Source organism: Sedimentibacter saalensis, from assembly GCF_007830175.1.
GTDB lineage: Bacteria > Bacillota > Clostridia > Tissierellales > Sedimentibacteraceae > Sedimentibacter > Sedimentibacter saalensis.
This window is the reverse complement of sequence record NZ_VLKH01000001.1, coordinates 18952-30615: the sequence shown is the minus strand read 5'-3', so window position 1 is coordinate 30615 and position 11664 is coordinate 18952. Positions and strand designations below refer to the sequence as shown.

Annotated in this window: 12 protein-coding genes; 9 read left to right on the top strand and 3 right to left on the bottom strand. The window is 35.9% G+C overall.

Annotated elements, in window-relative coordinates; all coding sequences use genetic code 11:
- Window positions 1-84: 84 nt before the first annotated feature.
- The gene (locus LY60_RS00160) at window positions 85-276 is read left to right on the top strand and encodes a hypothetical protein (protein ID WP_246145324.1); all 192 of its coding nucleotides are present in this window, start codon (window positions 85-87) and stop codon (window positions 274-276) included.
- A 172-nt stretch (window positions 277-448) separates the two neighbouring features.
- Here LY60_RS00160 and LY60_RS00155 read toward each other — a convergent pair whose 3' ends face one another.
- Complete coding sequence (locus LY60_RS00155) at window positions 449-892, bottom strand: MerR family transcriptional regulator (RefSeq protein ID WP_145078326.1); 444 nt, start codon at window positions 890-892, stop codon at window positions 449-451.
- Window positions 893-1151: 259 nt separating this feature from the next.
- Between LY60_RS00155 and LY60_RS00150 the strand changes: the two genes are divergently transcribed.
- The 5 genes from LY60_RS00150 to LY60_RS00130 all read left to right on the top strand — a co-directional run bounded on the left by LY60_RS00150 (window position 1152) and on the right by LY60_RS00130 (window position 5277).
- On the top strand, window positions 1152-1736 hold the full coding sequence (locus LY60_RS00150) for a helix-turn-helix domain-containing protein (RefSeq protein WP_145078323.1): 585 nt from the start codon (window positions 1152-1154) through the stop codon (window positions 1734-1736).
- Window positions 1733-2395, top strand: coding sequence for a CatA-like O-acetyltransferase (locus tag LY60_RS00145; RefSeq protein ID WP_145078320.1), 663 nt, complete (start codon window positions 1733-1735; stop codon window positions 2393-2395). The genes LY60_RS00150 and LY60_RS00145 overlap by 4 nt, the downstream gene beginning before the upstream one ends.
- Before the next feature lie 314 nt (window positions 2396-2709).
- Window positions 2710-3129, top strand: coding sequence for a YjdF family protein (locus LY60_RS00140; RefSeq protein ID WP_145078317.1), 420 nt, complete (start codon window positions 2710-2712; stop codon window positions 3127-3129).
- A gap of 52 nt (window positions 3130-3181) precedes the next feature.
- Complete coding sequence (locus LY60_RS00135; RefSeq protein ID WP_281291800.1) at window positions 3182-3772, top strand: dienelactone hydrolase family protein; 591 nt, start codon at window positions 3182-3184, stop codon at window positions 3770-3772.
- Window positions 3773-3957: 185 nt separating this feature from the next.
- Entirely contained in the window at window positions 3958-5277 is a 1320-nt protein-coding gene (locus LY60_RS00130; RefSeq protein ID WP_145078311.1) for a hypothetical protein, read from the top strand.
- Between the two features lie 99 nt (window positions 5278-5376).
- Here the strand turns inward: LY60_RS00130 and LY60_RS00125 are convergent, their stop codons facing one another.
- Entirely contained in the window at window positions 5377-6657 is a 1281-nt protein-coding gene (locus LY60_RS00125; protein WP_145078308.1) for a uracil-xanthine permease family protein, read from the bottom strand.
- Window positions 6658-7231: 574 nt separating this feature from the next.
- Here LY60_RS00125 and LY60_RS00120 point away from each other — a divergent pair.
- On the top strand, window positions 7232-8125 hold the full coding sequence (locus LY60_RS00120) for a helix-turn-helix transcriptional regulator (RefSeq protein WP_145078305.1): 894 nt from the start codon (window positions 7232-7234) through the stop codon (window positions 8123-8125).
- A gap of 88 nt (window positions 8126-8213) precedes the next feature.
- On the top strand, window positions 8214-8660 hold the full coding sequence (locus tag LY60_RS00115; RefSeq protein ID WP_145078302.1) for a GyrI-like domain-containing protein: 447 nt from the start codon (window positions 8214-8216) through the stop codon (window positions 8658-8660).
- A 357-nt stretch (window positions 8661-9017) separates the two neighbouring features.
- On the opposite strand, the gene LY60_RS00110 is transcribed toward LY60_RS00115, so the two are convergent.
- A complete protein-coding gene (locus LY60_RS00110) occupies window positions 9018-9947 on the bottom strand; it encodes an ATP-grasp domain-containing protein (protein ID WP_145078299.1) in 930 nt (309 codons plus the stop codon).
- A gap of 301 nt (window positions 9948-10248) precedes the next feature.
- On the opposite strand from LY60_RS00110, the gene LY60_RS00105 reads away from it, so the two are divergent.
- On the top strand, window positions 10249-11607 hold the full coding sequence (locus LY60_RS00105; RefSeq protein ID WP_145078296.1) for an MATE family efflux transporter: 1359 nt from the start codon (window positions 10249-10251) through the stop codon (window positions 11605-11607).
- The last annotated feature ends 57 nt before the right edge of the window (window positions 11608-11664 follow it).

Below are 11664 nucleotides of genomic sequence, written 5' to 3'. Positions count from 1 at the left end.
AATTAATTTGGAAACATAGTGAATCCTAATTGAAAGGAATGAAAACACATGAATCAAGGACAAGAGATGTTTTATAATTTTTTTATGGAACGAGCAAAGGACGATAAAAAAGAAGAAGCACAAAGACTGTTAGCTGAAAGTTTTGCTCGACAAGATGCTGGTACATTCGATAAGGCATATCTTCAGGAAATAATGCCTCAATATTTTGAAGTCATAAAGACTGAAGCAGCTGAAGAACTTAAACAGGCTATGGAGCACTTCGCTTCAAGGTTATAAAAAAAGTGTAGAGCGGACGTATTGTTAAACAAATACGTCCGTTTTGTTTTTCTTAAAACTTACGGTTTCCTTTTAATGAATGCTGAAGTGACGAACTAAAATAGACGACTATCAAAGTTTATATAAATTATAAAATTAAATACAATTATGCAGGTTGATTATGCGAATAATGTTATTCCGCTTCATGTGAATGATTATAATATTCCTGGATTTTTTTCGGTAATTTGTCTGGAAGCATGGCGAATATTTGATCTTCAGTTCCATCTTTGATTGCCTGATCATAATACCAGCATTTATACTTAAGCATACTCAATACTTTTTCTAATTTATTAATCTCGGTTTCGACAGCTTCTTTTTGTTTTGCAAACAGTTCTTTGCGCTGAGGATAGGATTCACTGCCCATTTCGCTCCACTGCATAAATTTCTTGATGTCCTTTATTTCCAGGCCGGATTTTTTTAAACATTCAATTACGCGAAGTGCTTCAATTTCTTTGTCGCTAAATTTTCGTATGCCAGATGAACGCTGTATGTTAGGGAACAGGCCCTCTTTATCATAATAACGCAATGTAGAAACTGGTAAGTCATACATTTCCGATACTTGTCCTATTGTGTACATAAAATCTCCTTTGAAAAATATTTACAAAAAGTTAAAGTTAAAAAACATCTTGACCTAAAGTTAGGTTTAGATATCAGGGCTATTTTATCACATTCCGATTGGAATGTCAAAACATGTAAAAAATATGTGGCTGCCGATTTAATTGTGGAGAAATGTAAAATGTGGTAAAATAATTTATCTATTATTATTAAAACTCTACGGAACGTTTATTGAATTATACTCTGTCTGCGATTATTCTTAGTAAAGGGAGGTGAATAACTTGGATTGTACCAATGTTGGAAAGCTGATACTTGATTTGCGTAAGGAAAACAAAATGACACAAAAACAGCTTGCTGATGCCATGAACATCAGTGACAAGACTATCTCAAAATGGGAACGTGGTTTGGGATGTCCTGATGTATCCTTGCTAAGTGAACTCTCTCAGATACTAGGTGTAAATATTGAAAAAATATTATTAGGAGATTTAGAACCTAATGATGCAGACGGAGGAAATATGAAAAAAGTAAAATTTTACGTGTGTCCGAATTGCGGAAACACACTGACCGCCACAGGGGATCCGGAAGTTTCTTGTTGCGGGCGGAAACTTGTTCCTCTCATTCCAAAGCCCACTGATGAAATTCACAAGCTAACTGTGGAAGAAGTAGAAAATGATTATTATATTACTTTTTCACATGAGATGAGCAAGACACATTATCTTAGTTTTGTGGCCTATGTCGCATATGACAGAGTGTTTTTAATTAAACTGTACCCGGAACAAAGCGGCGAAGTGCGTTTTCCGAAGATGTACGGCGGAAATATTTATTTTTGTTGTAATCAGCATGGATTGTGGGTGAATGGACGATGAACATAGAAAATAACTTTCATCCCATTGACATACAGACTTGGCCTATGGCACAAGCGTTTCATTATTATACACAAATGGCTCCTACTACCTATACTGTCAATGTGACAATGGACGTTACGGTTCTTCGAAAAACATTGAAGAGTAAGGGATATAAATTTTTCCCTGCATACCTGTATTTAGTTACAAGAGCTATAAGCAAGCAACAAGAACTGCGCATAGCAGTGAATGATGGAATTCTGGGGTGTTGGGATAATCTTACTCCTGCTTACCCTCAATTCCACAAGGATGATAAGACAACATCATTGCTTTGGACTGAATATGATGAGCATTTTGATGCGTTTTATAAGCAGTATATTAAAGATACGGCACAGCATGGGGATAGCCACGGTATATTATCATCAAAGGGTTTGCCGCTTCCTAATGCTTATATCGTATCATGTATTCCGTGGTTTTCTTTCAACAGTTTTTCATTACACAATCATGGAATAAAGGATTATTATTTTCCAAGTTTTGAAGCAGGAGGTTTTACAGAAACGGATGGAAAGATTATGATGCCTCTTTCTGTTACAGTCCACCATGCAACAACAGATGGTTACCACTTAAAAGTGTTTTTTGAGGAATTGCAAAGGACGATGAGTAATCCGGATGAGTGGCTGTAAAAATATGAGCCATAAGGGACGGTTCTCTGTGGCAACTTATAACTCAAAATTCCACAAATAATCATCCATTAAGATAATTGATAGTGTGTTAATATGTCAAGTGCAAGATTATTAAATGGACATGGAGAACCGTCCCCTATGACCTATCAGAAATTTGTAAATAATATATTGTTAAATTAATATTATTTGATATAATAAAATTACAAAGATAAAAACACGTCCCGGTAGGTAGTCCGGGAGCAACAATTTGTTGTCAGTAACCTGCCTCCTTGGTTGTCCGTTCTTTGTTCATTAAATCTTAAAGGAGTGATTATATGAACAAAGTAGCCGGAAGATTACAGGTGTTTTTCGAAGAACCATTTTGGGTTGGAATATTTGAACGAATTGATAACGATAAGTTATCTGTTTGCAAGGTTACATTTGGTGCAGAGCCCAAGGATTATGAAGTACAGGCGTTCATATTGGAAAATTACCATAAACTTCGTTTTAACCCTTCTGTTGATTCTATTGTAGAAGAAAAGGAAAGGATAAATCCTAAACGTTTACAAAGAGAAGTCAAGAAACAGATTAAAAATGCAGGCATAGGATCAAAATCTCAACAAGCTTTGAAACTACAACAAGAGCAAGGAAAATTGGAAAGAAAAGCTTATTCTCGCGAACAGCATGAAGCAAAGAAAGAATTCCAATATAAATTGAAACAACAGAAAAGAAGAGAAAAACACAAGGGCAGATAATTGTCCTTTCTCTTTAGTAACGGTCAGGCTACACATTATTGAGGATATGGTGTTGGATAGTAAATCAGAAAAGCGTAAGGATGCAATGATTTTGCTTCATGAGATATATGGAGTTAACCAATTTATACAGGAGCAAAGTAAAAAGTTTGTTGAAGATGGTTATGATGTTTTTTGTCTTAATATGATTGACAGAGATTCTTTTTCTTACGAAGAATCTATAGAAGCCTATGACTTTTTTATGAACAATGTTGGGTTTGATGTGTATAAAGAAATCAGCAACCTCGTCAAGGAACTAAAAGACAAATATGACAATGTATTTATTATTGGCTTTAGTGCCGGAGCGACTATAGCGTGGAGATGCAGTGAAAATTCATTGTGCAGCGGGATTGTAGCCTGTTATGGTTCTCGTATAAGGGATTATGCCAATACAAATCCCAGCTGTCCGACGCTTTTAATTTTTGCAAAGGAAGATTCTTTTGATGTACATGCATTGACTTGTCAACTTCAAGATAAAAAACATGTATCTATCCTAGAGTGTGATGCTCAGCATGGTTTTTTAGATCCGTATTCTAAACATTACAATAATACGCAGTCAAGACTTGCTGAAGAGGCTATTGCCTGCTTTATAAATGAATGCAAATGAGTATTAAGCATGACCAATTAATTCTATTCTGTAAATAGAATTCAATATTGTGGAAGGGAGTGGTCGTATGAAATTGACAATTGTAATAACTCCATGCAAAGTTAATTAGGATAATTGCATGGAGTAAAATTTGTCTGATTAGCTTTGCACTTTTATATTATTAAAAATAAAAGGAGTAAAGTTAAATGAAAAATAAAAATATGTTAATGTTAGGATATTCAGAAGTTGATATTACACCATCTCACTCAGTGGAAATGGTTGGTTTTGGAAGGGAAGATGAGCGTTCCAGAGGAATTTTACACAATCTTTCAGCACAAATATCTGTATGGAAGATGAATGAAGAAATATGCTGTCTTGTAGCTTTAGATCACATTGGTTTTTGCAGTCAAAATGCTAGTTTCTTGAGAAAAGAGATTGGTAAGATGCTGGATGTTAGTGAAGAGAAGGTTATGTTGTGCTTTTCCCATACTCATTCCGGTCCAAATGAAAGTAAGGAACCAGAGTATTTTCAATTTGTTTGCCGACAGATTAAAAACGGAGTCTTACTAGCAGTACAGAAAATGATTCAAGTCAATGCAGCATGGGGAAATGCCTATTCTGATATCGGCTTGAACCGACGCAGAGATTGTGAGCAACTAGACAGAAGGATTGGAGTTTTAAAAGTTTTCGGTGCAAATGACGGAAAGATAAAACTGTTGCTTTTACGTTTAACTGCCCACGGAAATGTTCTAAAATCAGATAATTATCTGATTTCTTCAGATTATTTCGGCATGGTCAGGAATTTGCTGCAGACTGAATATGGATGCCCGGTGATGACCACGCAAGGGGCTTCAGGAAATGTTGCTCCTAAATACTTCAAATCCATGATAAATCCGCCTGATGCCTGTGACGATCGTTTTATTCGTTCAGATACAGCACTTATGGATATGGCAGAAGAAATTGCAGACAGTATACGCAGGATGCTTGACACCGTCTGTCCACAGCCTGTAAACCAACTTGCAATGTTTTCCAAAACAATCACTCTTTGTTCAGATGTTCCTTCTTATGATGATGCCTTGGACATAGCAGATGATGCCAAAAAGTATTGCGGCATAGATGGAACATCATGGCTTGCTGAGGTAGAAAGACTAAAAAATGCAGGAATTCAGGAACAAAGCGATTCGACGGAGGTTCAATATTTTATAATAGGGAACGGATGTCTTTGCGGAGTTGCAAATGAGGTGATGTGTGAATTTGCCCTGCGTATTTCGAATTATCTTCGCGATGATTACTTTTACTTCGGAGGGTATACAAATGGCTGTACGGGTTATTTTCCTGTAGAAGAAGAATTCGACAAAGGTGGTTACGAAGTTTATTGGTCAATGCTCATCTACTATATATATCATGGCAGGGTTTTTCCATTTCGTCGTAATTCAACGTCTGAGCTTATTCGTTTTGTAGTAGAAAATTCAATGTATTTGAAAAACCGTATTGCTTGCCGATCAACTGATGATAAAGACAATTAAGAGTATATCCGTTAACAGAAATGACAAAGAATTTTGAAATTAATAAAAATCCATTGATTACTTTTAAAGTAATCAATGGATTTTTATAGTTATATATTACTAAGCTTCCTTAGATGACGGTACAAATATGTTCAGCACTGCGTTTAATGCTACTCCCACTATCGCAGCCAGGCTCAAGCCTGTAATTGAAACAGTTTCATTTATCTTTATGCCGATATTGATTCCGGTCATATTTTGGAAGTAAGATCCCCACAAACCTAGTACCAGCACTACAATCATCACCACTACATTTGCTGCATTGAACTTTACATTGTTATTCTTTATGGTTTGAACACCAACAAGTGAAATCATTGAGAACAACATAAGGCTTATACCGCCCATAACCGGTGTAGGTATAGTTCCAAGGAAACCACCAATTTTGGCTACGAATCCAAGAATGATTGCAAATACTGCAGCCAGTCTCAATGTTGAAGGGTCATAGTTCTTTGTTATTGCCAGAACTCCTGTATTTTCACCATATGTTGTATTGGCAGGTCCGCCTATACAGCCGGCTAATAACGTAGCAAGTCCATCTCCAAGAAGAGTTCTGTTAAGTCCGGGATCTTTTATGAAATCCTGGCCTACAACCTGTCCGTTTGTAGTGATATCACCAACATGCTCCATGAATACCGCAAGTACTACCGGAGCAAGAACTGCTACTGCAGGTACACTGAACTTTGGAAGCGTGAATGCAGGAATTGCAAGCAGAGGTGCGTTTACAAATGAAGAAGGGTCTACTTGTCCAAGTAGGCGTGCTACTGTATAACCAACAACTACGGCAGTTAATATTGAAAGCTGTTTGAAAAAGCCTTTACCAAAGAAGTTGATAGCAAGTGCAGTACCAAGAGTTATTGCAGCAAGTACAAAGTTTCCGCTGGCCATACCAAAAGCTGTCGGAACAAGGTTTAAGCCTATGACAATTATCATTGGTCCTATAACATGGGATGGAAGATATTTTTTTATAAAATCTATCCCGATTTTTCTGATTACAAAAGACATTAATACATATATGAGACCTGCAACTATTATACCGCCCTGGGCATATGCCAGATCACCGTTGTGTGCTTCTTTAACTGCTAATATTCCACCGATGAAGGCAAATGAAGAACCTAAGAAAACAGGAACCTTTTTCTTTGTTACTGCATGAAATACAAGGGTGCCTAATCCTGCAGAAACCAACGCAACAGATGCATTTAATCCTGTAAGAACAGGTACCAACACTGTAGCGCCAAACATTGCAATAAGATGCTGAAGCGCAAGAATCACTTTCTTTAATAAAGCCATCCAATCAGTGGTTTTTGAAGTTTCAACTTCCATTTTCTTTAATACTTTTTCTGTCATGATAAAGTCTCCTTAATTTTTTAAATTGAGGAGAAGAGTTTACTCTTTTCCCCTTCTCAGCCTCACCGGACTAATTTAAAGGTGATGCGCACAGAATTTACTTGAAAGTCAATAAAAAAGACTTCTTGCTCCAGCAAGAAGTCACACTTGTCTAATAATTATGTGAAACTCATAATGTTTATCTTGCCAGCCTCTCAGGACTTGTTTAAAGACATTCAATTATTCTATTTTTACAATATTAACACATCTATAGGACAATTGCAATATATATTTATAATAATTTATTGCAACAAGTACGAAAATTTCCCTTATGCAGTAGTGGTAGAAAGACTAATATTATTATGTGAAATATAATTGATGAATAAATTGACTTACTTAGTAACACGTTTTAGAATAATATTATCAAATATAGAAAAAAGCCTCTAAAACAGATGATGGACAGTAAACAGTTCAAGTCCATATATCTGGATAAGCTGTTATCAAATAAAAGTGATATAGAACCTTAATTTCGAGGATAGATTTAGTAGACTAATGTTGAAAAATAAATGATTTAGCAAATTCATGTGGAGGTTATATGGTAGACAGATTATTTCAGATTGTATATACACTGATGAATCAGGAAACTGTTACATGTGGTGAACTGGCAGAAAAATTTGAGTGTTCTACACGAACCATTATGCGTGATATTGATAAGCTTTCCATAGCAGGTGTGCCTGTGTATGCAAATAAGGGAAAGGGAGGAGGCATTAGCCTTCTTTCGGATTTTGTTTTGGATAAAACTGTTCTCACAGATGATGAACGCAGTCAAATTCTTTCGTCACTTCAGGCAATAAAGGAAACCGGATATGGCGAAGAAAAAGAGGTCCTTAACAAATTAAGCAGTCTATTCGGCGCAGATACTCAGGATTGGATCGAGATTGAATTTTCAAGATGGGGTGAGCCTGGTAAAGAAGAAACATATTTTAAGCAAATCAAAGAAGCAATATTAAAGCATCGAATAATAGATATAAAATATGCAGCAAGTCATGTGGAATGCAGTGACAGAAAAGTGAAACCATTAAAATTGTGTTTTCGGGGATTTGCCTGGTATGTATATGGATTTTGTTTATTGCGAAATGATTACAGGTTTTTTAAGTTAAAGCGAATTGCGGATTTATTTGTTACACACGAATCATTTACACCTATTCCGGTTGGACGAGTGCTGAATGAACTGTTTGAACAGAGCAAAGAGGTTATTCATATAAAAATTCAGGTACATAAACAGCAGTTGTATCGTGTTCTTGAGGAACTTCCACATGGGGTCATTCTAGAAGATGGAAGTATGATTACTGAGTTTGATGCAAATGATGAAAGTGCAATCATAAATTATATTTTGTCATTAGGAGCTTATGCTAAGGTACTTGAACCAGCATGGTTACAGGAAAAAGTCAGAGAACAGATTGAAAAGATGATTTTAATATATGAATGAAGAAAAATATTTTATAATAAGACACACCTTGTCATATTATGAATGTTATACTCCTATGGTAATGAAGATTGAATATAGGAGGAAACAAATGAATTATGAAATTGTAACACTGGGAGAAAAGAAAGTTGTTGGTGTGGCTGCAAGAACAGGAAATATGGAGCCTGATATGCAGACGGTTATCGGAGGGCTGTGGCAGCAGTTTTATCAGGGAAATGTTTGTGAAAAGATCGAAGCAAAGGTAAGCGACTATGCATATGGAATTTATTCTGACTACAAGGGCGAAACGTATCAGGTGACAGTGGGTGCAGAAGTTTCAGAATTCAGTGAGAATGAAGGATTAATTTCACTTATAATTCCAAAAGGAAGATATGCAAAGTTTCAAATTGTTGGAGATATGGTAAAAGATGTTGCAAATGCATGGGCTCAGATTTGGCAGATGGATTTAAAGCGCATCTACACGGCTGATTTTGAAGAATATGTAGCTTATGACGGCACAAATTCAACAGTCAATATTTACATTGCAGTGGAGGAGTAAGTCAGGGTATGAAAGATAGAAGGAAAATTTCAAAAATGCAAAAAAATAGCACGGATTAACAATGGGGCTGTTGCATTAAGTACATTTTCTGTCATCCTGAGCGCAAGCGAAGGATCTCATATGTTGAAATGATGAGATTCTTCGGGCTAAAGCCCTCAGAATGACACGATAATAATCACTAATGCAATTGTCCCGTTTTTTGATTACATAATAGCTACTTAGCTTCGTCTATAGAAGACTTTAATTCTTTCTCAACTTCAACTGCAATACTCGATAATTCATCATTATCCATCATTCCAATCAAACTGGTAGGCTTTAGTATTCCGATAAATACTGATGCATTGTCTTCTTAATTTTTTATTGTAATTTTCCTAATTCTTCGCCTAAAAATTTAGCGATGGCACCCATTCCGGAAACTCCGGCTTTACTTTCGGCTTCAGAATTATAGTTAGTGTTAGTATTTACATCATAAGTATAGATTTGGCCTTCTTTGTCAGTTATCATTTCAATTCCTGCAATCTCAATTCCGTTTGCAGCCAGGAATTTCTGGTACTTTTCAAAAATAGGGTTTTCAAAGTTTTCAAGTACAGTAAACTTTGAAGTTACGCTTTCTCCCACAGGGCAGAAAGCATCTCCTATCTGGCAGGCATCGGCAGGACAAAGCTGGAAACCCTCAGAAGTATTTACCTGTACGGAGTAATAGTATTTTCCGCCTATAAATTCGTTTCTGACTATAAATGGAGAAGGTGAATCAATGTACTGCTGAATTAAGGTTATGCCGTCAACAGGTTCTTCAAAATCAGAACCATATACATATTTTTCAAGAGCTTCTATATTCGCAAACTTTTGTACGCCAAGTCCTTTTCCAGCTCTGTTGTGCTTTGTTATAAAATCTCCCTGGAATTCTTTTGCAGCTTTAATAATTTCCTCTTTTCCTACAGCTGCAATTGTTTTAGGTGTACGTATGCCAAATGTGTTTAAGGAAACATATTGAGCTACCTTGCTGACTTCAAGCTTCAGTGCGTTACTGTTGTTTACAACTCTTCTGCCGTGAGCTTCAAGCCAGGAAAGAACAGCTCCCGTAAATTCTGCAGCATATCTGTGGTCTCTTGTATGAGAAGAGGCACTCATTCTGTTATAGAAGACTCCTTCCGGTGGAGCTTGTGATAAGTCCAGCGTTCCTTTATTCAGGAACCACTCTTCATAAGGGAGGTTTAATTTTTCAAATTCTATTCTTAGGGGCACTACCCATTCGTCATTTTCATGAATAACATATATTTTTTTCATTTTAATTATCCTTTCTAACTTATTTAAGCATTACACTTTTAATTTTTATCACTATTAACATAAAACTATCAATGATCGTCTGTATCTAATTTGTATGGATTTGATTATAATTGACAGATTCTGAAAAAACAAGAGGATAATTTTTGTCAGGTAAATAGCTGTCTTTATTTTCCGTGTGTTTTTTAAAATAATTCAATATAAAGACGGAATAAAAGATGATATTACTCTTTTCGAGCTGTACATCTTCAATCTATTTGATATAATATTCTTATGGTCTTAATTAAAATGAGGGGTGACTATAATGAAGCAGGATAAAACAGAATTAATACAAAATGGGGATATGTACAAGGTATTGTTAACCTTATCTATCCCCATTATGATAAATAGTATAATACAAACATTATATAATTTGGTGGATGGAATTTGGGTCAGTAAGATTTCTTCTGTTCACTTTGCAGCAACCTCTTTTGTTTGGCCCATAAATTTTCTATTTGTTGCATTGGGAATTGGACTGTCGGTAGCAGGAACATCACTTCTTTCCCAGTTGCTGGGGGCAGGTAAATATAAAGAAGCCAGAGAATATACGGCTCAACTAATGGTATCATCATTTTTGTTATCACTTGTATTTATGATAGTTGGTGTTGTTACAAGCCCGTATATAGTTAAGCTTATGGGTGGAGAAGGTAATTTTGCTGATTTGGCAAATACTTACCTTAGAATATCATTTTTTGATTTGCCGTTTATGTTTTTATATTTCAATATAAATTCAATAATGAATGCACAGGGAAACACGGTAACCCCGACAATATTAAGTGCCATATCTGCTTTTATAAATGTTGTATTGGATCCGGTGTTTATATTTACATTTAATATGGGTATAGCAGGAGCGGCATGGGCAACGGTGCTATCAAGGGTTGTATTGGCGCTGTTTGGTATTAAATTTATCTTTAATGAAGATTATGATTTAAAACCGGATTTCAAAGGATTTAAATTTAATAAAAAAATACTCAAGGAAATTGTGAGAGTCGGACTGCCGGCTTCTATTGGGCAAATAGGCGCCTCCATTGGATTTATGTTCTTAAATGGCTTTATTGTATCCTATGGAACTGCTACAATGGCTGCTTTTGGTATGGTTAACAGAGTAACTAGTCTTGTAATGCAGCCTGCAATGGGAGTTGGAGCAGCTCTGACAGCAGTTGTAGGTCAGAATCTGGGATCTAATCAGCTTCACAGAGCCACAGAAAGTTTTATAAAAGCCTCAAAAATTGCCTTATTTATTGGTATTATCGGCGGAGTATTAATATTTGTTTTCAACAAACCAATAGTGAATTTTTTTATTCAATCCAAGGATGAGCCGGAAGTAATTATTCAAAGTATAACTTACATGAAGTATGTTGCCTTTTCAATGCCATTGATGGGGATGTTCAGCGTTTTTCAGGGAATATTCCAAGGCTCGGGAAATACAAAATATTCCATGGCCATGGAGGTAGGAAGATTGTGGTTTGTCAGATTGCCCATGATATTGATTTTTAAAAGTTTTTATAATTTTGGACCATCCGGCATCTGGTTTTCAATGAGCTTCAGCAACTTTATAATATGCCTTTATGGTTTGTGGGTATATAAAACTCATGGATGGAAGAGAAAGACAATAAGTGCGTAATCATATGGACGGTTCGGGACTGAAAAACCTATACACTTATTCACTGTCATTCTGAGG